This is a genomic window from Burkholderia sp. Bmkn7, assembly GCF_041103175.1.
GTDB lineage: Bacteria > Pseudomonadota > Gammaproteobacteria > Burkholderiales > Burkholderiaceae > Burkholderia > Burkholderia cepacia.
Genome location: NZ_JBGCUH010000003.1, coordinates 2018144 through 2040845, shown reverse-complemented (window position 1 = coordinate 2040845; position 22702 = coordinate 2018144). Strand labels below are relative to the sequence as shown.

Below are 22702 nucleotides of genomic sequence, written 5' to 3'. Positions count from 1 at the left end.
GTCCTTATTGGGTTTCCAGTTCGCCGAGCAGCGCGTCGATCGCGCTCGCCGCATCGGTCGCGCCGCGTACCGCGCAGGCCGCGTCGATCGCCTCCGCGCAACGCGCCAGCGTGCGCGTGTCGAACAGCGTGCGCAGCGGCAACGCGAGCCCCCAGTGCAGGTTCGCCTGCGCATGGGCCTGCGTCGCGAGCAGCGAATGGCCGCCGAGCAGGAAGAAGTCGCCGTCGCGGCCGATCGCGTCCACGTGCAGCACGCGTTGCCAGATCCCGGCGAGCGCGCGTTCCGTGTCGGTCGCGAGTGCCGCTTCGGCTGCCGTCTCGCGTACCGGCGCGGGCAGCGCATGGCGGTCGCACTTGCCGTTCGGCGTGACGGGCAACGCGTCGAGTTCGACCAGCTGCGACGGCACCATGTAGGCCGGCAGGTGCGCGCGCAGCGTGTCGAGCAGCGCCGCCCGGTCCAGCGGGGCCGCATCGCCGCGCGCGACATAACCGACCAGTTGCTCGTCGCGCACGATCACGACCGCATCGTTCACGCCGGGCGCCGCGCGCAGCAGCGCCTCGATCTCGCCCGGCTCGATCCGCTGGCCGCGCAGCTTGACCTGCGTATCGACGCGGCCGAGGTAATCGAGCGCGCCGTCCGCACGCCGTCGCGCGAGGTCGCCCGTGCGGTACATGCGCGCGCCCGGGACGAACGGATCGGGCACGAAGCGCTCGGCGGTCAGCGCTGGACGGCCGAGATAACCGCGCGCGAGGCCCGCGCCCGCGAGATACAGTTCGCCGGTCGCGCCGGCCGGCACCGGCTGCCATGCGGCATCGAGCACGTGCAGTTGCAGGTTCGCGATCGGATGGCCGATCGGCACCGCGACCGCCTGCGCGTCGTCGGGGCCGCACGTCCAGTGCGACACGTCGATCGCGGCCTCGGTCGGCCCGTACAGGTTGACGAGCGTTGCGTGCGGCAGCAGCCGTGCCATTTTCTCGACGAGTTCGGGCGCAAGCGCCTCGCCGCTCGCGACGATCAGGCGCACGCTGTCGCATTGCGCGGCGGCCGCGAAATCGTCGAGATGCGCGGCGAACGCGGCGAGCATCGACGGCACGAAGTGCAGCACCGTCACGCCGTGCGCATGGATCGCGGCCGCGAGACGCGCCGGATCGCGATGGTCGCCGGGCGCGGCGATCGCGAGCTTCGCGCCGATCGCCAGCGGCCACACGAATTCCCACACCGACACGTCGAAGCCGAACGGCGTCTTGTGCAGCACGACGTCGTCGCGCGTCAGCCGGTACGCGTGCTGCATCCACGCGATCCGGTTCGCGAGCGCGCCGTGCGTGTTGCCGGCGCCCTTCGGCTTGCCGGTCGAGCCGGACGTGTAGATCAGGTAGGCAAGCTGTGCGTCGTCGACCTCGGCGGTCACGCCGGCGGGGTCGTCGACCGTTTCGTCGACGGTTTCATCGACCAGCAGGTCCGCGACCGTCAGCAACTGCGTCGTTGCACCGTCACCCAGCGCCGCGTCGACCTGCTCGCGCAGATGGGCCTGGGTGATCGCGACGGCCGGCCGCGCGTCGCGCAGCAGATACGCGATGCGTTCGGCCGGATAGTCGGGATCGACCGGCAGGTAGGCCGCGCCGGCCTTCAGTACGCCGACCAGCGCCATCACCATGTCGAACGAACGCTCGACGCACAGCGCGACCGGCGTATCGGGTCGCACGCCGCGCCGGCGCAGCGCGGTCGCGATGCGCGACGTACCGACGTCGAGCTCGCGATAGGTCGCGCGATGCACGCCGCCGTGAACGTCCGCGTATTCGAGCGCGATCGCGTCGGGCGTCGCCCGCGCCGCATCGGCGAATTGCAGGTGCAGCGGCTGCCGTTGCGAAACCGGCCATGTGCGCGCGGTGTCCTGCGCCCGCGCCAGTGCGTCGCGGGTGGCGTCGTCTGCGATCGACAGTGTGCCGAGCAGCGCATCCGGCGTGCGGGCCAGCGCATCGAGTGCGCAGGCGAACGCGCGGTGCCAGGTTTCGACCTGCCGCGCATCGACGCGCGCGGTGTCGTAGCCGTAGTCGATCGCCAGCTCGGCGCCGCTCTCGATCACGAGCGTCAGCGCGAAATCGGTGGCTTCGATGCTGCGCACGCCGCTCAAAACCAGCGCGCGCGGATCGGCGTCGCGCGCCGTGTCGTCGACCGGATAGTTCTCGAACACGACCAGCGTGTCGAACAGTGCGCCGCCCGCGCCGCGCGCCCAGCGCTGGATGTCGGCAAGCGGCGTATGCGCATGCTCGGCGGCCGCCGCGTTGTCGCGTTGCAGCGCTTGCAGCCAGTCGGCCGCGCGTTGCTGCGGCGCCGGTGCGGTGATCACCGGCACCGTGTTGATGAAGAGGCCGAGCACCGCATCGACGTCCGCGAGTGCGTCGGGACGGCCCGCGACGGTCGCGCCGAACGCGACGGCCGGCTGGTGCGTCATCCGCTGCAGCGCGAGCGCCCACGCGCCCTGCACCAGCGTGTTGACGGTCAGCTTCAACGCACGTGCCGTCTGCGCGACACGCGTCATCGCGTCGGCATCGAGCGTCGCGCGCCACGTGACCATGTCGGCATCCGCACGGTCGGCCGTGCGGTCCGCGATCAGCGTCGGGGCGTCGAGTCGTGCGAGGCGTTCGGTCCAGAAGCGTTCGTCGGCGTCGCGGTCGCGCGTGCCGAGCCAGGCGATGAAGTCGCGATACCGGAGTGCCGGGCGGCTCGCGAACGGCGATACGGCGTCCGGGTCGCGGTAGTCGCGCAGCACGTCCGCCAGCAGGCGCGCGGTGCTCCAGCCGTCGAGCAGCACGTGGTGACGCGTCCACACGACGCGCCATGCGTCGTCGGTCACGCGGATCAGCGTGAGACGCATCAACGGCGGCTCGCGCCAGTCGAAGCCGCGTGCGCGATCGGCCGCGAGCCATGCGTCGAAATCGGCGTCGAGCGTGTCGCCGCGCGTGCGCCAGTCGAGCTGTTCGACCGGCATCCGGGCATGGCGATGCACGCACTGCAGCGGCACGGCTTCGTCCGGCATCACGCTCGTGCGCAGGATGTCGTGGCGCGCGATGGACGCCTCGAACGCGGCGACGAGCCGGTCGGCATCGAGCGCGGCCGCGGTCGCGGTGAGCTGGTTCACGTAGCTGGCGTGACCGGGTGCGAACAGCGCGTGGAACAGGATGCCCTGCTGCATCGGCGACAGCGGATAGACGTCGTCGATCGTGCGCCAGTCGAGCGGCGTGCGTTCGATCGCGGCCTGCGTGAGACCGGCGGCCTGCGCGAGCGGGAAATCGCCCGGCGTCGCGCCGGCGCCGCGATGCGCGACGCGTGACGCACACGCGTCGACGAGCTCGCGCAGCACCGCCGCGAAGCGTTCGGCACATGCGTCGATCGTCGTGCGCTCGAATTGCGGTGCACCGTAGACCCAGTGCACTTTCAGCGTGCGTGCGCCGTCGCGATCCGTATCGAGGTACGCGTGGATCGCGAGCGTATTGCCGAGCGGACCTTGCGGATCGCGCTCGACGCCGGTGCCGCCGAAGCGCGGCACGAGCATGGCATCGCGCGGTGCGTCGAACTGGCCGAGATAATTGAACGTGACGCGCGGACGCGGCACGGCGGCCAGCACCGCGCGCGTCGCCGCATCGCCGTAGTGCGCGAGCACGCCGAAGCCGAGCCCCTTGTGCGGCACCGCGCGCAACGTGTCCTTGACCGCGCACAGCGTGTCGCGCGCGGTGGCCGCGACCGGCAGCGTCACCGGGTAATGGCTCGTCAGCCAGCCGATCGTGCGGCTCGCATCGGCATCGTCGAACAGCGCCTCGCGGCCATGCCCTTCCAGTTCGATGCGGCACGAGGCGGCGCCGCTCGCGCCGGCCAGCGCCAGTGCAAGCGCGGCACCCAGCAATTCGATCGTCTGCGTGCGATAGGCGGCATGCGCATCGGTCAGCGCCGCGCGGGTCAACGCCGCGTCGATCGTCTGCACGACGACGGCAGCATCGGCGTTCGTCGCCGTGGCGTCGGGGTGGTCGGGCACGACGTCGTCACCCTGCGCCATGCCGGCCCAGTACGTCGCCTCGGCCGCGAACGGCGATGCCGGTTCCGTCGCCGCACGGGCAAGCCGCGACGCCCAGGCATCCGCGCGCAGGCCCGGCTGCGACAGCCGGATGGGCGTGCGTTCGCATGCCGCGCGATAGGCCGAGTCCAGGTCGTCGAGCAGGATGCGCCACGACACGCCGTCGACGATCGCATGGTGAATCGCCAGATGGAGCTGCGTCGAGCCGTCCGGCAAGCGTGCCGCGCATGCGCAGGCCAGCGGCCCGCGACCGAGGTCGAGGCGGCGCTGCAACGCGTCGAAGCGCGCGAGCGCGTCGGCTTCGTCGCGGGCGGCAACTTCGACGAACGGCAGTGCGTCGTACGGTTTCGCGGCATCGCTGGCGTGCCACGTGCCGTCCGCGCCGCGTGTGAAACGCTGGCGGAATGCGTCGTGATGCGTCAGCAATGCGTCGAAGGCGCGCGCGAACGCATCGGCGTCGAACGGCCCGCGCACGTCGAATGCGACCGACTGGTTCCAGTGGCCCGGGCGCGGGATGTCGAGCGCGAAGAAGCGCTGCTGCGCGGGCGTCAGGACCTGCGCCGTCACCGGTGCGCCGGCGGCAGATCCGGCCGCAGGCTGCGCGACGGCGGCGGCGACAGCCACGTCCTCCGTCTTCGCGATGCGTGCGAGTTCGGCGACCGTCGGGCCGTCGAACAGCTGCTTGGGCGTGAAGCGCACGCCGCGCTTGCGCGCACGGGCGATCACCTGCAGCACGAGGATCGAATCGCCGCCGAGTTCGAAGAAGTTGTCGTCGCGGCCGACCTGCGGCGCCTTCAGCACGGCCTGCCAGACTTCGGCGAGCGCCGTTTCGACCGCGCCCTGCGGCGCATTGCCGGACGCGGTCGCGACCGGCGCGGCTGCCTGTTCACGCAACGCGGCACGATCGATCTTGCCGTTCGCGGTCACGGGAAGGCGCGCGAGCGCGACGAACTGCGCGGGCACCATGTAGTCGGGCAGCTTCGCGGCAAGCGCCGCGCGCACGGCGGCCTCGTCGAAGGTCGCGCCGTCGCGCACCACGACGAACGTCGCGAGCCGCAGGCGGCCATCGTGTTCGATCGCGAGCGTTTCGGCCTGCGCGACCGGCCCGGCCGCACGCACGGCCGCACTCACCTCGCCCGGTTCGACACGGTAGCCCCGAATCTTCACCTGGTCGTCGATGCGGCCGAGGAACGCGAGACGGCCGTCGGCGCGCAACCGGACACGGTCGCCCGTGCGATACAGCCGCGCGCCGGGCGTAAACGGATCGGGCACGAAGCGCTCGGCGGTCTGCGCCGGGCGCCCCAGGTAGCCGCGCGCGACGCCCGGCCCGCCCAGATACAGCTCGCCCGTCGCGCCGGACGGCACGCACGCGCCGAACGCGTCGAGCACCAGCGCGCGCGCATTCGGCAGCGGCAGGCCGAGCGGCACGCCGCTCGCAGGATCGCGCGCATCGGCGGCAATCGACGCCGTATCGCACACGATCGCACCGACCGTCGCTTCGGTCGGCCCGTAGTGGTTGATCACGCGACAGGCCGGCGCAAGCGCGGCCAGGCGCGCGACGAGCGCCCACGTCAGCGTTTCGCCGCCCGTCACGAGCGCATGGCGCGGCAGCACGTCGGCCGGCACGCGTGCGTCGAGCAGCGCCTGCAGGTGGCTCGGCACGATCTTCAGCACGCCGACGTCGCGGCGGCGCATCTCGTCGGCGAACAGGTCCGGATCGAACGCGCACGCGGCCGGCAGCAGGTGCAGCGTGCGGCCCGCGCACAGCGCGCCGAACAGCGTCGTGTGACCGAGGTCGGCCGCGACGGTCGATACCATCGCGAACGATGCGTCCGGTGCGAACGCGAGTTCGTCGAGCATCCCCTGCACGTAGTCGGCCAGCGCGCCGTGCGACACGACGACGCCCTTCGGCGTGCCGGTCGAGCCCGACGTATAGATCAGGTAAGCGCCCTGCTCCGGGTGCGGCGCGACGCGCACGCCGGCCGCGAGCGCGAGCGTGGCGTCTTGCGCGAGCGTGTCGACGTCGAGCGGCTGCGCGTCGATGCCGGCCGGCCACGCCGCGGTATCCGCGACGAGCGCCCAGCGCGCGCCGCAGTCGGCTGCCGCCGCGGCCAGCCGGGCGGCCGGCTGGGCGGGATCGAGCAGCACGGCGAGCGCGCCGGCCTTCAGCGCGCCGAGCAGGCCGACGACGAAGCGCGCGGAGCGTTCGATGCAGACGATCACCGGCGCTTCGGCGCCCACGCCTCGCCCGGACAGCGCGCGTGCGATGCGGTTCGATGCGTCGTCGAGTTCGCCGAACGTCAGCGACGCCGACGCATCGGCAAGCGCGACGCGATGCGGATACGCGGCCGCCTGCCGCGCGAACGCGGCGACGATGTCCGCATGTTCGATGCGCAGCGGACGGCCGTCGCGCGGCTGGCGCGCAGCGGCCGACGCGTCGCACGGCAGGACGGCCGTCGTCTGGTGCGGATCGCGCGCGGCGGCACCGACGAGCGCCGCGTAGCTGTGGAGCCACGCGCGCGCGGTGTCCGCATCGATGCAGTCGGTCGCATAGGCCGCGACCAGTTCGATGCCGTTCGCATCGTCGGTGAAATCCACCGCGTAGTCGAAGCGTGCGGCGAGATCGGGGCCCGGCGTCGCAACGGCCGTCGCGCCCGGCAGCACGCTGTCGTGCCGCGCATCGAACTGCTGCGCGAATTTCACGCGCAGCCATTCGTCGCCGCGCTTGACCGGCGGCTTCACCGCGTCGACGACACGCTCGAACGGCACGTCCTGGTGGGTGACCGCGTCGAGCGCCGCCGTGCGCGCCGCATCGACGAGCGCGCGGAACGGCAGCGTCGGCGCCACCCGCACGCGCAGCGCGACCGTATTCAGGAACAGGCCCAGCAGCGCACGCGTTTCGGGGCGCTGACGATGCGCGACCGGTACCGCGACCACGACATCCGTTGCGCTGGTCAGGCGCGACAGCCACGCGTCGAGCGCGGCCAGCAGCACGGTGAAGACGGTCGCCTGCGCGTCGCGCGCGAGTTGCCGCACGTCGGCCGCGACCGCGTCGGGCAGCCGCACCGACACGCGCGCACCTTGCAGCGTGCGCGCCGCGCCCGGCTGACGGTCGACCGGCAGCGCGAGCGGGCCCGGCACGTCGCGCAATGCGCCGCGCCAGTAATCGAGCTGACGTTCACCCTCGCCGCCGGCCAGCATGTCGCGTTGCCAGTCCGCATAGTCGGCGTACTGGATCGGCAGATCGGGCAGCGACGGCGCGCGGCCTTCCGCATACGCGCGATAGGCGGCCGACAGTTCGTCGAACGCGCAGCGCGAACTCCAGCCGTCGGTGATGGCGTGATGGGCCGTCAGCAGCAGGCGGTGACGGTCGTCCGCGAGCGCGACCAGCGTTGCGCGCAGCAGCGGGCCGCGCGCGAGGTCGAACGGTTCGGCCGCCTCGCGCTCGGCAAGACGCGCGGCTTGTGCGTCGCGGGCGGCGGGCGGCTGGTCGCGCAGGTCGACACTGGCGATCGACACCGGCAGGTGCGCATGAATCCGCTGCATCACCACACCGTCTTCGTTGTCGACGAGCGTCGTGCGCCATGCCTCGTGCCGGCCGATCACGTGATCGAGCGCGCGTTGCAGCGCGTCGCGATCGAGCGTGCCGTCGATCGTCCAGTGCGCGGCGATGTGATAGGCGGCGCTCGCGTCACGCGTTTGCGCGAGCACCCAGAAACGTTGCTGCGCGAGCGAGGCGGCGCGATCGACGAACGGCGCGCATGCCGCGGCGGCATCGGCCGCACCGGTCGTCAAACGGCGCGCGGCGATCGCGGCCAGCGGTTCGCCGGTTTCGCGTTCCGCACGATCGACCGCTTCGGCCAGTTCGGCGAGCGCCGGATCGGCAAACAGCGTATCGAGCCGCAGGTTCACGCGTACCGCGGCCCGGATCGCGGCCTGCAACTGCATCGCGGCGAGCGAATCGGCGCCCAGCGCGAAAAAGCGGTCGTCGCGCGACGGTGCGACATCGAGGCCGAGCAGCGTCTGCCAGAGGCCGGCGAGCTGCTGTTCGGTCGGCGTGCGCGGTGCGTCGCCGCCACCCTGCGTCGTGTCGCGCGCGGCGGCAATCTTCTCGCGCAGCGCGGCACGGTCGATCTTGCCGTTCAACGTATACGGCAGCGCATCGCAACGCACGAACCGGTGCGGCTGCCATGCGGCCGGCAGTTGCCCGGCCACGTGCGCCTTGAGCGCCGCATCGTCGGCCGCCGCGCGCAGTGCGACGCACGCGATCAGGCGCGTCGGCCCGTTGCCGGTGTCGGCGACCACGGCCGCGTCGGCCACGGCCGGATGCGAGCGCAGGCACGCGGCGATTTCGGCCGGCTCCACGCGCACGCCGCGCACCTGGACCTGGTCGTCGAGGCGACCGAGATAGTCGAATGCGCCGTCGTCGCGCAGCCGTGCGAGGTCGCCGGTACGGTACACGCGCGCACCGGGTTCGCCGTCGGCATCCGGAACGAAACGTTCGGCCGTCAGCGCCGGGCGGCCGTGATAGCCGCGCGCGACGCAGACGCCGCCCAGCAGCAATTCGCCCACACCGTCGCCGTCGACGCCGTCGAGGCGCGCGACGCGCGGGCCGATCACGCGACCGATCGGCAACGACGCATAGGCATCGTCGGCGGCCAGCGCGGGCGTCTCGCCCGGTTCGACCGGCCACAGCATCGGAGAAATCACGGCCTCGGTCGGCCCGTAACCGTTGATCAGGCGTACCGACGGGAAGGTGCGGCGCACGAATTCGAACGCCTGCTGCGGCAGCGCTTCGCCACCGAACGCGAGCACGCGCAGCGCCGGCGGCACGCCGTCGCGCGCGGCCACCGCGGCGAATTCGCGCAGGTAGGCGGGCGGGAACGCCGCCACGTTGACCGCTTCGCTCACCATCAGCGCATGCGCGGCATCCGGCGCGAACGGCTGCGGCGGTGCGACGACGATGCTCGCACCGGTCGCGAGTGGTGCGAGCCAGCACTCGTGCGCGGCATCGAAATTGACCGACGCGAAATGCAGCAGGCGGTCGCCGGCCTCGATCGGCAGCGCGGCCGCGAGCGCGTCGCAGTGCGCGGCCAGCGGCCCGTGTTCGACGACGACCGCCTTCGGCGTGCCGGTCGAACCCGACGTGTAGATCATGTAGGCGGCCGCACGCGGGTGGACGGGCGCCGCTTCGTCGTCCTCGGCGACCTCCTGACCATCCGCTGCCTCGGCGGCCGCATCGAACGCGTGCTCGAATGGCGCGCCGAGCGCCGCGCGGCCGGCCGCGTCGACGATGCCGTGCCGCAGCTGCGCATCCCGGACGATCCAGTCGAGGCGCGCGGCCGGATGGCGCGGGTCGAGCGGCACGAACACGCCGCCCGCCTTCAGCACGGCCAGCAGCGCGACGAACAGTTCGCACGAACGCTCGACGCACACGCCCACCCGCACTTCCGCGCCGACACCGGCCGCGCGCAGTTGCCGGGCCAGCCGCGACGCGCGCGCGTCGAGCGCGCCGCGCGACAGGCGCAAGCCGTTCTGGAAAGGTGCCGCGATTGCGGGTGCGTCGGGCGCGAGGCGCGCCAGTTCGCGGATTCGGTGATGCAGCGCAGTCGGGAAACTCGTCATGTGCGTGAAGTCCTTCGGTCCGGCCGCTTCGGCCAAGTCTCGGGGCCGCTTGGGGCGGCTTCACTGGTGTGACGAACGGCGCGGCCGATTTTTTACCGTTTTGTGCGCAAAGTACGGGCGGACGCTTTTTTTGAACGCGCGGCTAAATATTTGCGCGGCCCGTTCGTCTATCAGGGAGGAAAGCCGCAACGGGGCCCCGCCTCGGCCGCCGCTTTCGCGCCTGTTTTGCCGTTTTGGCGTTTTCGCCTGCCTTCCCTTTACCGACGTTGCCGATGACAGCTGCCCACGAGCCTTCTTCCCCGCCGTCCCTCGACGCCTCCCCCGCCCGCCCCGCGGCGCGGCTGATCCTCGCGCTGCTGCGCGAAAGCCGCGCGTCGCTCGCGCTGGCGCTCACCGCGTGCGTGCTGAACGGCGTCGCGAGCGTGCTGCTCGTCGCGACGCTGAACCGCGCGCTGTCGCAACCGGGCGCGGCCGACGCGTCGCTCGCATGGCGCTTCGCGCTGTGCGCGGTGATCGCGCTCGTCACCCGGATCGTGTCGGGCACGCTGTTCGCGCGCCTGTCGCAGGACACGATGGCGCGGCTGCGCGTGCATCTCGCGCGGCGCGTCGGCGCGGCCGAGCTGCGCGACATCGAGCGGATCGGCGCGGCGCCCGTGCAGTCGGTGCTGACCGACGACGCGACCAACGTGTCGATGCTGTTCTTCGCGCTGCCGAACCTGGTCATGCACGGCTCGATCGTGTTCGGCTGCCTCGGTTATCTCGCGTGGCTGTCGTGGCCGGTGTGCCTGCTGGCGCTGGCCGCGATCGTCGCCGGCTCGCTCGGCTATCACACCGGCGACCGCCGCGCGATCGCGTCGCTCGAAGCGGCCGGCCAGGCGCAGGACCGCCTGTTCGGTTATCTCGGCTCGCTGTTTTCCGGCGCGAAGGAGCTGAAGCTGCACGATGAACGCGCAAGACAGTTCGTCGACGGCCAGCTCGGCGCCGCGATCGGCGAAGTGCGCGACCACCGCCGCCGCGCGTTCAGCGCGTACGCGGTCGGCGTCGGCTGGATCATCTTCCTGTTCTATGCGTTCCTCGGCGTCGCGTCGTTCTGGCCGCAGCTCGGCGTGCATGCCGATCCGGCCGCGGCCGCCGGCTACGTCGTCGTGTTCCTGTTCATGCTCGTGCCGCTCGACGGGCTGCTGAACAACCTGCCGACCGTCAACGCGGCACGCGTGTCGCTGACGCGGATCGAAGGCGTGATGGCCGAATTCGGCGCGCTGCGCACGGTGCCGCCCGCGTCCGAAGCACGAGACGTGCCGCCCGCCGGCGCCGTCACGTTGCGCGGCGTCACGCATGCGTACTTCCACGAACGCGACGAACGGATGTTCAGCATCGGGCCGATCGACCTGACGATCAGGCCGGGCGAGCTCGTGTTCATCGTCGGCGGCAACGGCAGCGGCAAGACGACGCTCGCGAAGGTGCTGACGGGGCTTTACGAACCGGAGGAAGGCACGATCGAGGTCGACGGCCGCCCGATCGGCTGGCGCGAGCGCGCCGCCTATCGGCAGCGCTTCAGCGCGGTGTTCAACGATTTCCACCTGTTCGATGCGCTGCTCGGCATCGTCGACCCCGACGATCCGTCCCGCGCGCAGGCCGATGCACGCGCGAACGCGCTCGTCGCGAAGCTCGCGCTCGATCACAAGGTGAAGGTGGTCGACGGCGCGTTCTCGACCCGCGCGCTGTCGACCGGGCAGCGCAAGCGGCTCGCCCTCGTCGTCGCATACCTGGAGGACCGGCCGTTCTACCTGTTCGACGAATGGGCGGCCGACCAGGATCCGTCGTTCAAGGCCGTGTTCTACGAACAACTGCTGCCCGAGCTGCGTGCGCGCGGCAAGGCCGTGATCGTGATCACGCACGACGATCGCTACTTCGATCTCGCCGACCGCTTGTTGAAGCTCGACAACGGACGCATCGTCAGCGACACGATGCCCGCGCGGTCACGTGCGCAGGATGGCGTCGACGCGCTGAACGCGTAATCCGGCAGTCGATGAAAAAATCGCCGGTGGGCTGCAATGGCAGCGCACCGGCGAAATTCGTTTCAGAAGGAAATGTGGGTGGCGATCGTCGCGACACTCCGGCCGTTCAGCGCGAGTCGGGTCTACCGCCACACCCTGCCCGCCCGGGCGGCATCGACCGCCGCACACTCAACGCACGGCCGGCAGCTTCAGCATCGTGTCGGTCATCACGTCGGCCAGTTTCAGCGCCGACATCGGCCCGCCAAACCCCCAGATATTGCGTTCGATCAGCGCGATCCGGTGTTCCTTCATCGCGGGGACGAAACGCCACACCGGCGAATCGAGTTTCGCGGACAGCGGCACGTCCATGCCCGATGCGGTCACGAACAGCACGGCCAGCTCGCGCTGCCTGAGCAGATCGGCCGACGTCACGTACAGCGTGCCTTCCCGCGTCGGTTTCTTCGGCCACGGGTCGAGCCCGAGCGCCCGCGCGAGGCCCGCCGACGTGCTGTTGCCCGTATAGGCCCAGTAGCGGTCGGGCAAGCCGAGATCCTGCAGCAGCGCGATGCGCTCGCCTTTCCTGCCCGCCGTCGCGAGCCGCGCCGCATTGCGCGCGATGCCCGCATCGAGTTGCGCATCGACCGCCTGCGCGCGCGCGTCGCGCCCCGTGACCGCACCGATCGTCCGGAAGATCTGCCGCATCCAGTCGAGCTGCGTCACCGGCACGCCGCCGTCCGACACGTTCGGGCTGAACTGGAACAGGATCGTCGGCGCGATCCGGTCGAGCGCATCGAAAATCGGCGCATGACGGAAGCCGACGCCGATGATGAGATCGGGCTTGACCGCCGCAATCGCCTCGAGGCCCGGCTCCTGGCGCGAACCGATGTCGGTCACGCTGGCGAGCCGGTCGCTTTGATAACCGAGCCAGCCCGGATAGAACGCCGTATCGGCCATCCCGACCGGCACGAGATCGAGCGCGATCACGCTTTCCGCGAACATGAAGTCGAGCGCGACCACGCGCTGCGGCCGCACCGGCATCGTCGCGCTCGCCTGCGACACGACGGGATTGCCGGCCAGCGATATCGAACCCGGCGCACCCGGCACCCGCGCGCCCTGCGCGCGATGTGCATCGAGGGCCGCGGCAACGGCGCCGGACGAGACCGACAGCGCGCCGCAACACGCGGCGCCGAGCGCCGCGAGTGCGCCGAGTGCGTGCCGGCGGCCGGCATCCGTCACCGGATCGCGTCCTGCTCGGCCAGCGCCGCGTCGTCCATCGTCAGTAGCAGGGGGCAGCTTCCACACAGTTGCGTTTCTCCAGGAATTTCATAGCGCAGGCAGCACACGCGTCGCGCGCGGAACGGCGTCGGCAGCAGCGCCGAACGCGGCACCGCATCGCGCACGGGCATGCGCAACGGATTCGGTTCGCATGCAAAGCACGTCGCACCGAACAGCCAGCCCGCGTCGCGCACCGGATCGGCCACGCATGGCAGCGCACGATACGTATCGAGCAGATAGTCGAGCAGGTTGCCCGCGTTGCTCCACAGCACGCGCGGCGTGACGCGCCCCATCGCCGCGAGCAGGTCGATCACCGCGCCGAGATGCGCGACGAGCCCCGCATAGCGTGGCGCCGGGTCGTCGCAGGGTTCGCCGAGCGCATCGTGCGTGAAATACAGCGCGGCGGGCATCCCGTCGTCGAGCGCGACGAACGTGCGCTCGGGTGTCATGTCGAGCGGCCGGCCGAGCGTCAGCGCGGCGACGACGCCGGCCGGCGCCGCGCGGCCGAAATAGTATTTGCTCCATTGCGACATCAGCGCGCGCGCGTGCTGCGCCGGATCGCCGCCGTAATGGCGGACCATCGCGTCGAGCACGATGTCGCGGTGCGCGGGCAACGCGCTGACCGGCACGACGAGGCGGCCCGGCGCGTGCGCGTCGTCGGGCAAACCGAGCCAGACGACGTCGAGATGATCGGCGAACGGTTCCGGCGCGAACGCCGAGAAACGCGTGGCGCGCGCGCCGTCGAGCGGCGGCGTCATCGCCCCGCGCGCCGGGCGCGGCGCCCCTCGAGGATCAGGAGCCCGAGCAGGTACGGCGCGCCAATCAGCGCGGTCAGCACGCCGGCCGGCACTTCGCGCGGCGCGACGACCGTGCGCGCCGCGAGATCCGCCACACCGAGGATCAGCGCGCCGCACGCGGCCGCGAGCCACAGCCGCGTACGGTGCCGGCGCGCGCCGAGCATCGTCGCGACGTGCGGCGCCATCAACCCGATGAAACCGACCGGCCCGACCGCCGCGACGGCCGCACAGGCGGCGAGCGTCGCGATCGTCAGCGCGAGCGGCCGCAGCACGGCCACCGGCAGGCCGAGCGCGGCCGCCTGGTCGTCGCCGAGCGCGAGCATGTCGAGCGGTTTCGCGAGCCATGCGAACACGGGCACCGCGAGCACGCACCACGGCAGCAGCATCGACACCTCGCCCCAGCTGCGGCCGTAAGTCCCGCCGACGAGCCACACGACGAAGCGCGCGGGCTGCACGCTTTCCTGCGTGATCAGCCATTGCGCGAGCGTGGTCCACAACGCGCCGATCACGATGCCCGTCAGCGCCACCGCGAGCGGCGCATAGCGATGCCGGTGATTCAGCGCGAGCGTGATCGCGAGCGACAGCCCGCCGCCGATCAGCGCGGCCGCCGCGAGCGTCACGTGGCCCATCAGCGGCCACGTCGACAACGCGAACAGCGTGACGAGCCCCGCACCCTGCGTGACGCCGAGCACTTCGGGGCCCGCGAGCGGATTGCGCACGACGCTTTGCATCGCGACGCCGCTCACTGCGAGCAGCGCGCCCGCGAGGAGCGCGCACAGCAGCCGCGGCATGCGCAGGTCGATCAGCATCCGCGCGAGCGCATCGTGGCCGGACAGCGCAGCGGACCAGCGCGCGATCGACAGCCACTCGGGGCCGGCCGACACGCCGACGAACACGGCCAGCACGCCCGCCGCAACGAACAGCATCGTGCGCAGCGGCCAGCCGAGCCGCTCGAGCCAGCCGACGAGCCGCGTCGAGCCGCTGCCCGCCGCGCGTTCGGCATCCGCATGCAGCACACCCGACCACGCGGCGCCGCGCCGGATCATCGCCAGCATCAGCGGCGTGCCGACCAGCGCGATCGCGACGCCGGTCGACAGCGTCGCGTCGAGCCCCGACGCGAGCACCGCGCTGTCGGTGACGAGCACGAGCGCACCGCCCGCAAGCGCCGACAGCGGCACGAGCACGCCGAGCCGCGCGGCGCGCGCGCCGCGCACCTGGCGCAACAGGTTCGGGGCGACGAGGCCGACATACGACAGCGGGCCCGCGATACTGACGGCCACGCTCGTGAACGCGACCGCGACGATCGTCGCGGCGAGCCGCGTCGCGTCGACGCGCACGCCGGCCGCGGCCGCCGCGTCGTCGCCGAGCGTGAGCGGATTCAGCGGGCGGATCACGAACGGCAATGCGATCAGCGGCACGACGAGCCAGCGCGCGGCGAGCGCGAGGCCCGTCGCGCCCGGCTGGTACAGGCTGCCGTTGGTCCACAGCGCGGCGCCCGCGATGTTCTGCTCGAAGAACGCGAGCACGAGCGTCGACAGCGCGGCGAACAGCAGCATGCACACGCTGCCCGCGAGCACGAGACGCAACGGCGTCGCGCGCCAGCCGCCGGCCGCGACGATCGCGCACGCGGCCGCGGCGAGCCCGCAGACGAACAGCAGCGGCACAGACGCGACGCCGGCCAGCGCCGGCACGAGCATCGCCGCGAGCAGGCCGAGCTGGGCGCCGCCCGTCACGCCAAGCAAATCAGGCGACGCGAGCGGATTGCGCGTGAGCGACTGGAACAGCGCGCCCGCGATGCCGAGGCAGCCGCCCGCGACGAGCGCGGCCGCGACGCGCGGCAGGTTGAGGTCGAACAGGAACACGTGCGCGAGCGCAGCGGCATCGCTGCCGGGCACCGCGCTCCACCACACGCGCAGATCGGGGGCGACGCGCAACGCCGCCAGTGCCGCGATCAGCGCGACGAGGCCGATCGCGATCGCACCGGCCCGGCCCGATCTCGTGCCCCGCCCCGCCGCCGCGAGGCGCTTGCGCATCGCGAACGTGGTCATACGGCGAGATCCCGGTCGAAGACACCGGCCGCCTGCGGCGCGCCGTCGGTGGTCGGCCCGTAGGCCGGCACGCACATCGGCGCGCCCGTCTGCGGATGCGCGAGCTTCAGCATCTCGACGCCGAACGCCGCGCGCAGCCGCGCCGGATCGAGCATCGCGTCGGGCGTGCCCTGCGCGACGAGGCGGCCCGCGCGCATCAGCACGATTTCGTCGCTGTATGCGGCCGCCTGGTTCAGGTCGTGCAGCACCCAGACGATCGTCAGCCCGCGCGTGCGGTTCAGCGTGCGCAGCGCATCGAGGATGTCGAGCTGGTGATGGATGTCGAGATAGGTCGTCGGCTCGTCCAGCAGCACGATCGGCGCCTGCTGGGCGAGCGCCATCGCGATCCACGCACGCTGGCGCTCGCCGCCCGACAGTGCGCCGACGTCGCGCTCCGCATCGCCGGCGAGGCCGCTCGTGTCGAGCGCCTCGTCGATCGCCGCATGGTCGGCCCGCGACAGGCCGCGCAGGAAGCCGCCGTATGCATAGCGCCCGTACGCGACGAGTTCGCGCACCGTCAGGCCCGACGGAATCTGGTTGAACTGCGCGAGCATCGTCAGTTCGCGCGCGAGCGCGCGACGGCGAAACGACGCGAGCGGCTGCCCGTTCACTTCGACATGGCCGGCACGCACGGGCTGCAAGCCCGCGAGCGTGCGCAGCAGCGTGCTCTTGCCGCAGCCGTTCGGTCCGCACAGCGCGGTTACGCGGCCGGCCGCGATCGACAGGTCCAGCCCGTCGATCACGACATGGTCGCGATATCCCACCGACAGCCCGCGCGCGGCAAGCGCGGCGGTACTACGCGTCATCAATCCTCCGTTCGGTCGCGCGGGACCGTATAACTCTGCGCCATCGCGACGACGACCTTGCGCGGCCCCTCGAACGGGTCGCGCGCATGCGCGGTCAGCATGTTGTCGAGCATCAGCACGTCGCCCGTGCGCCACGGGAACACGATGCGCTGCTGGTCGAGCACGCCGCGGATCTCCGCGAGCGCGTCGGCTTCGAGCGGTTCGCCGTCGCCGTAATACACGTTGCGCGGCACGTTCTCGAGCCCGACCGCGTCGACGAGCGCTTCCTGCATGTCGTCGTCGAGCGCCGACAGGTGAAACAGGTTCGCCTGGTTGAACCACACGCGGTCGCCGGTGCGCGGATGGCGCGCGACGGCCTGGCAGCGTTCGCGCGTGCGCAGCAGCAGCTCGCCGTCATCGTCGGTGCGCCACGCGCATTCGATGCCGCGCGCCGCGCACATCCGTTCGACCTCGGCCGGTTCGTCGGTGCCGAACGACTGCTGCCACGGCAGGTCGAGCCCCTGCCCGAAATTGCGCACGTACAGCAGCTCGCGCTTCTCGAAACGCGCGACGAGCGCCGGATCGAGCGCGCGATACACCGCGCGGCTGTCCGCGATCGGCGTCGCCCCGCCCTTCGGCGCGGCGAGCGCGCAGTGGAACCAGATCCGCAACGGCCATTCGCGCGTATACGACTGCTCGTTGTGCAGCGGAATCGCGCGGTGCGGCGGGTACTCGGTCGACGTGTAGACGGCGCCCTCGACCTGGCTGCGCGGTGTCGATGCGTATTCATAGCCGATCAGCGGATCGCCGAACGACGCCGCGAACTGCTGGAACGCGTCGATCGACGGCACGTGAAAACCCGTGAACAGCACACCGCCCGCCCGTTCGAGCGTGTCGGCCGCGATCTCGCGCGCCAGCGGCGCGACGTCGTCGATCGACATCCCGTCGCTGCCGCGCGGCGACACGACGGTGGGCAGCCCCGGCTCGATACGCAGGTCGTCGAGCGTCGGCAACGAAAGCAGGGTCATGCAACGTCCTCTTCAGGTGGCGCGCCGCCCACGCGGCGCGGCGGGTCACGACGCGCGCGATGCGCGCTCGCCGTCCATCGCGCGGCGCAGGCTCGCGGGGCGCATGTCGGTCCAGACGGTCTCGATGTGCGCGAGACAGTCGGCTTTCGGGCCGCTCACGCCCACTTCGCGCCAGCCGGCCGGCACGGGCCGGAACGTCGGCCAGATCGAATACTGTTCTTCGTCATTGATGACGACCGTATAGACGAGATCGTCGGTGTCGGCGGAAGGCGTCGTGGCTTGCGTCATGATCGGAAATCGCTGAGGCGGTTGAAAGTGGCAAAGCGGATGGCAAAGCGGCGGTTTCGGCCGCTCCTGTCTGATAGACGATTGGCCGGCGCGTTTTTTTACCCGCGCTCACCGGCGCCGCGTGCGGCCGCCGAGGAACACCGGGCACGCGACACCGCGATGGCATGCGTCGAGGCATTCCGCGCAGTGGCGCTCCGCGTCGCGCACCATGAAATGCACGAGCGTTTGCGACACGTTCAGCGCGCGCGCCGCGGTCTGCAGCGTCTCCTCGCGCAGCCGCACCATCTCGAAGGCCGCGCGGCTGCGCGCCGGCAGGTCGTCGAGCGCGGCCCACACGCGCCGCAGCGTATCGCGCGTCAGCAGTGCGGCTTCCGGCGTCGGCTCGGGCGACGGCACGTCGAAACCGTCGTCCTCTTCCGTGTGATAGACGTTCTCGAGGTTTTGCCGGCGGCACGCGTCGATCGACGCATTGCGCACCATCCGCGTCACGTACGCGACCGGCTGGCGCACCGCATCCTGGTTCGGGAATTCGACGAGCTTCACGAACACGTCGTGCACGACGTCCTCGGCACGGCTCGCGCAGCCGACGAAGCCGCGCGCGACGTTCACGAGCATCGCGCGATGCGAGATCAGCACGTCGAGCAATGCGCCCTGCGCACGGGGCTCCGTGGCGCGGCGCGCACGCGGCGGCCGGTCGGGATGACTGCCGAGGAACGGGTTCGCCGCTGCCGCCGCCGGTCGGTCGAGCACTTCCGCCATCGCCATCGATCTGCTCCGTCAAATTCCGAGATAGCGCAATTTAACGTAAACGCAAATCATTCTCAATCTGATTACCCAATGACCCTTTCAGTCGACAGGATTTGTCTGAACAATTGACGAAATCGTTGCCCGCGTGGAGGGGACGCACGTCGGCTGGTTCGGTACGTGGTCATCGGCCCGTCCGAACGGCGCGACCGGCCTGCGACCCACCGACACGATCTTTCACGCGTCTGACAAAGCGCCTGCACGTGTCATGGTCGGTAGCAACTTCCTACTACGTGAAATTTTGGGGGCTCGTACGATCGGGGGGCTGTTTCCAAGGGAGAAAACCATGAAATCCATCGTGTTGTCCGCTGTCATGGCTGGCGCGCTGTCGAGCGTGATGCTGACCGGGTGCGTTGCCTATCCTGCCGGTCCGGCTCAGGTCACGATCGGCTGGCATGGCGATCGTTACTGGGACGGCAATCGCTACTGGGAGCGCCGCGACTGGGAAGCGCAGCATCCCCGCGGATATGACGACCGCCGGGACGACCGACGCGACGATCAGCGGCCGCAGTGGTAAGGCGTTCCCGCTTCCCGTGATTCATTTTTCAACGATCAGGACTGCAACATGAAAACGCTACTGAAATCGCTCGCCGTCGCGGCGCTTGCCGCCGCCGTGCTCGTGCCGGCCATCGCCGAAGCGCATCCGCACCGCGTGTGCCACTTCGACCATCACCATCACAGGATGTGTCGCTGGGTGCGGTAAACGAAACAAGGCGCCGGAAAACCGGCGCCTTGTTTCATCGCTTCACCTGCGTGCGACCACGCTCGTCAGCGTGCGGCCGGCAACCGCGGCAGGCATCGCGCGAGCTGCGCCGGGCTGACGGGCATGCGGCACACGCTTCGCTGCATCGCTGCGTCCGGCTTCGCCGCCAGCATGCGTGACGCCGCCTTGCGCGGCGAAGCCCGCACCCGCAATGCGTCGGCGCCCGGGCTCGCCGGCTGCAACGCGCGCAGGGTCGCCGCATCGATGTGCACTTGCCAGAACTGCGGTCGATAGTCGGGATCGCCGTCGCGATAACCCTGCCCCGTGATGGTCTGCCCGTCGGGGCTCACGCCGATCACGTTGGCCAGGTTCAGCGTGCCGACCGACAGGCCGGCCGCTTCGAGCAACGCAACGAGGCTGCGCATGCCGCTTTGCGGCGTCCACACGAAGACGCGCTCGACACCGGTCTGTCCGTTGCTCGATGTGCCGATGACGACCCGCCCGTCTGTGCTGATCGCTTGCGCGTAGCTGCTGTCGTCGCCGTCGAGAAAACCGAGCCGCTGGATGCTGTCGCCGCCGTTCGTCCACAGCACGGCCTCCGAGTCGACCCATTGTCCATCCGGCGTAACCACCAGAGTGCCGAGCGAGCCGACGATCGTCCGTTCGTCTTCGGTCACACCACTGGCCAGATCCATTCTGGCCACGCCCGCGTTGATCGTCGGCAACAGTCGTTCGCCGAATCGTTCGGTCCACAGGAGCGCACGCGTGCCATACACGCCATCGACATTGCCGGCCAACCCTGCTGCCGCATTCCCGGACGAGGTCATCGACAGGAGCTGCACGATATAGTCGCCGCCCGGCGGCAACTCGCGGAAACCCCTCGGCTGGTCCCAAATGAACCGTGCATTCCGGCCGCCTTTCGCCGTGAAGCTGCCCGTCATCCTCGTGCCGGCGAGGTTCGCGACTTCGACCGATGCGTCCCGGCCCGCCGTATCCGGAACGAGTTTCTGTGTGCGACCGTCGCCGGGCCATCGCACCGCCCATCGATCGACGTTGCTGCTTTCCGCCTGGCGCGCACTGATCGAGCCGCCGATCACCTGCCCGTCGCCCGACACCGTCTGTGCCAGCGAGTCATAGGCGTTCGCCGGCGCGGCCAGCCGCTGCCAGCCCGTCGCGGCCGACCACGAGAAGGCCATCGAGTTACCGGGCTGCGCGTCGCTCCAGTAGGCGCCGATGATCGTCTTGCCGTCGGCGCTGACGGCATTCCCGTTGTACCGCATGTCGCGCGGACCACCCAGGTCACCGATCACGGTCAGCGAATACCCCCCCGCCGATACCGTCTGTGCGTGAGCCGCGCCCACCGTCGAAGCAACGAACAGTGTCGCTGCCATGGTGCCCTTCAGATGCATTTTCATCTCCCCCAATAAGCACTCGATCGTCGCCCTGCCAGGGCCTCGCGCGCGTCAGTAAATAAACAAGCGGATCGTCGCCGTTGCGTCGAACCTTCCGATCTTCGGTGGTCCGAACGACTTCAGCACCGCGTCCATCAATACGCTCTGGTTCATGACGTTCGACGGGAATTGCGCGAGCGTGAACTGTTCGTTGAATGGAATCGCCTTACCCTGGCTGTCTTCGATGCCGATACCGAAATTGCTGTCCGACGCGGGCACCAGCAAACCGTTCCGAACCGGAAAGCTCGTTTCGAAGTACCCATCGACCTTCACCGCGACATTGCATTTCTTGGTTAGCGACAACGAGAAGCGTTTGCGCGGCACCGCCGGTAGAAAGCCATTGCCGACCGACTGTACCTGCCCGAAATTGACGATGCCCGGTTCGGGCGTCACCAGTACGTCGACGAAGCACGGTGTCGGCTTGAGATTGCGCATGCCGCTCAGGCGGTACTGGAAGCTCGGGTGGATCGCATTCAGCCCCTTCGCTCCGTCGAACTGGAATACCGTGTAGATGTCGCTCGGCGGTTGCGTCCACGAGCCGCGCTTGCGGACGACCACCTGATAGGAAATGTCGATAGGCACCTTCGGGCATTGGCCCCATGCCAGTTTTTCGTCACTGCACGCCGGTACCGTCTTGCCCGTCGCCACGCCGGTGCCAGGCTGACTCCCCGCGCCAAAGTGGTCCTGTCCCAGGTACCGGATGCCGATTTCGAGCCCCCAGGCAGCCGGGTTCTGCTTGTTCGGATTCGCGTAGAAGGAGATCGGATCGTCGATGTCGATGTTGCCCTTGCCGCCCAGATCCTTGAAGCAATACCCCGTCGTCGTGCGAACCGGCGACACCCAGATCACGTAGCCGTCAGGTGCGTCGGTCGGATAGGAGGCGACACCGCCGATCGATTCCGTCATCGACGTCGCACCGCTGCTGGTCACGCAGCGTACGGCAAACGCCGGCTGCATGGCGGCGACCAGCACCGCGAAGATCGCCAGGCGCAGCCACGACGCCATCGTCAACATGCGGAGGGCCTGTCGTCCGCCCCCGCTCATTTCTTCACGCTCTTGCAAGCACCTGCCTCGCACGCATACTCGACCGCCACCTGGCCGCCGTAATCGTCGATGTGCGTGACGAACAGCGTCGCGGGCGTCGCGGCCTTGAACGGCACGTCGGCCGTGCTCATCGGGCTGACCATCACCGGCTCCAGCGGCACGTGCGTCTTCTGCGCACCCGACGCCACGTCGACGATCGTGATGTGATACGGCGTCGGATTGTCGAACACGAGCTTGTGCGCGGCCGCATCGACGCGCAACGTCATCGGCAGCGTCCAGTCCTCGTCGCGCGCGGGCTGCACGGCCTTCGGCCGGTAGAACAGCTTCATCTGCGTATGCAGCGCGATCTGCAGCGTGTTCGGCGTATCGGTCTTCGGCGGCACTTCGCGGATGTTCAGGTAGAACACCGATTCGCGATCGGCCGGCAGCTCGGTGCCCGGCAGCTTCGCGATCCGCAGCACGTTGCGCTCGTTCGCCTCGACGCGCTGCAGCGGCGGCACGACCATCAGCGGCGACGTGATCTTGTTGCCCTGCGCGTCCTCGAGCCACGACTGCACGAGATACGGGTAGGTCGTGCTCTTGTTGGTGATCGTGACGACCGCCGCCTGTTCGCCTTCGTTGAAGATCACGCGCGTGCGATCGGGCACGATCGCCGCCTGCGCGGCGCCCGCGAGGAGCGCACCGGCGGTCGCGAGCACGCACCCTGCGCGCCGCGGAAAGGAAAGGGAGAAGGAGTTTTTCATCGCTGG

The 22702-nt window shown here is 70.3% G+C and carries 14 protein-coding genes; 3 read left to right on the top strand and 11 right to left on the bottom strand.

Annotated features, from left to right (window positions below):
- Nucleotides 1-4: 4 nt before the first annotated feature.
- Nucleotides 5-9694, bottom strand: coding sequence for an amino acid adenylation domain-containing protein (locus AB3K92_RS30980; protein WP_369466504.1), 9690 nt, complete (start codon nt 9692-9694; stop codon nt 5-7).
- 272 nt (nt 9695-9966) lie between these two features.
- On the opposite strand from AB3K92_RS30980, the gene AB3K92_RS30975 reads away from it, so the two are divergent.
- Nucleotides 9967-11712, top strand: a complete 1746-nt coding sequence (locus AB3K92_RS30975) for a cyclic peptide export ABC transporter (protein ID WP_369466503.1) — start codon at nt 9967-9969, stop codon at nt 11710-11712.
- A gap of 168 nt (nt 11713-11880) precedes the next feature.
- Here the strand turns inward: AB3K92_RS30975 and AB3K92_RS30970 are convergent, their stop codons facing one another.
- The 7 genes from AB3K92_RS30970 to AB3K92_RS30940 all read right to left on the bottom strand — a co-directional run bounded on the left by AB3K92_RS30970 (nt 11881) and on the right by AB3K92_RS30940 (nt 18716).
- Nucleotides 11881-12927: an ABC transporter substrate-binding protein gene (locus tag AB3K92_RS30970; RefSeq protein WP_369466502.1), complete on the bottom strand. Its 1047-nt coding sequence runs from the start codon at nt 12925-12927 to the stop codon at nt 11881-11883.
- Nucleotides 12924-13724 carry a siderophore-iron reductase FhuF gene (gene fhuF, locus AB3K92_RS30965; protein ID WP_060128755.1) on the bottom strand — a complete coding sequence of 267 codons (801 nt, stop codon included), beginning with the start codon at nt 13722-13724 and terminating at the stop codon, nt 12924-12926. Before fhuF ends, AB3K92_RS30970 begins: the two co-directional genes overlap by 4 nt.
- Complete coding sequence (fhuB, locus tag AB3K92_RS30960) at nt 13721-15811, bottom strand: Fe(3+)-hydroxamate ABC transporter permease FhuB (RefSeq protein ID WP_060230639.1); 2091 nt, start codon at nt 15809-15811, stop codon at nt 13721-13723. Before fhuB ends, fhuF begins: the two co-directional genes overlap by 4 nt.
- Entirely contained in the window at nt 15808-16656 is an 849-nt protein-coding gene (locus AB3K92_RS30955; RefSeq protein WP_175889576.1) for an ABC transporter ATP-binding protein, read from the bottom strand. The genes fhuB and AB3K92_RS30955 overlap by 4 nt, the downstream gene beginning before the upstream one ends.
- The gene (locus AB3K92_RS30950; protein WP_021163603.1) at nt 16656-17663 is read right to left on the bottom strand and encodes a TauD/TfdA family dioxygenase; all 1008 of its coding nucleotides are present in this window, start codon (nt 17661-17663) and stop codon (nt 16656-16658) included. The genes AB3K92_RS30955 and AB3K92_RS30950 overlap by 1 nt, the downstream gene beginning before the upstream one ends.
- A gap of 45 nt (nt 17664-17708) precedes the next feature.
- Nucleotides 17709-17951, bottom strand: a complete 243-nt coding sequence (locus tag AB3K92_RS30945) for an MbtH family NRPS accessory protein (RefSeq protein ID WP_021163602.1) — start codon at nt 17949-17951, stop codon at nt 17709-17711.
- Between the two features lie 108 nt (nt 17952-18059).
- Nucleotides 18060-18716: an RNA polymerase factor sigma-70 gene (locus AB3K92_RS30940; protein WP_027787449.1), complete on the bottom strand. Its 657-nt coding sequence runs from the start codon at nt 18714-18716 to the stop codon at nt 18060-18062.
- A gap of 325 nt (nt 18717-19041) precedes the next feature.
- Between AB3K92_RS30940 and AB3K92_RS30935 the strand changes: the two genes are divergently transcribed.
- The gene (locus tag AB3K92_RS30935) at nt 19042-19272 is read left to right on the top strand and encodes a hypothetical protein (protein ID WP_060051464.1); all 231 of its coding nucleotides are present in this window, start codon (nt 19042-19044) and stop codon (nt 19270-19272) included.
- A gap of 48 nt (nt 19273-19320) precedes the next feature.
- Complete coding sequence (locus AB3K92_RS30930) at nt 19321-19458, top strand: HHHH-motif protein (RefSeq protein ID WP_021163599.1); 138 nt, start codon at nt 19321-19323, stop codon at nt 19456-19458.
- A 65-nt stretch (nt 19459-19523) separates the two neighbouring features.
- Here AB3K92_RS30930 and AB3K92_RS30925 read toward each other — a convergent pair whose 3' ends face one another.
- From AB3K92_RS30925 to AB3K92_RS30915, 3 genes are all read right to left on the bottom strand, one after another.
- The gene (locus AB3K92_RS30925) at nt 19524-20849 is read right to left on the bottom strand and encodes a calcium-binding protein (protein ID WP_226205858.1); all 1326 of its coding nucleotides are present in this window, start codon (nt 20847-20849) and stop codon (nt 19524-19526) included.
- Nucleotides 20850-20921: 72 nt separating this feature from the next.
- The gene (locus tag AB3K92_RS30920; protein WP_088611353.1) at nt 20922-21923 is read right to left on the bottom strand and encodes a fimbrial protein; all 1002 of its coding nucleotides are present in this window, start codon (nt 21921-21923) and stop codon (nt 20922-20924) included.
- 26 nt (nt 21924-21949) lie between these two features.
- On the bottom strand, nt 21950-22696 hold the full coding sequence (locus tag AB3K92_RS30915; protein WP_059623587.1) for a molecular chaperone: 747 nt from the start codon (nt 22694-22696) through the stop codon (nt 21950-21952).
- Nucleotides 22697-22702: the final 6 nt, after the last annotated feature.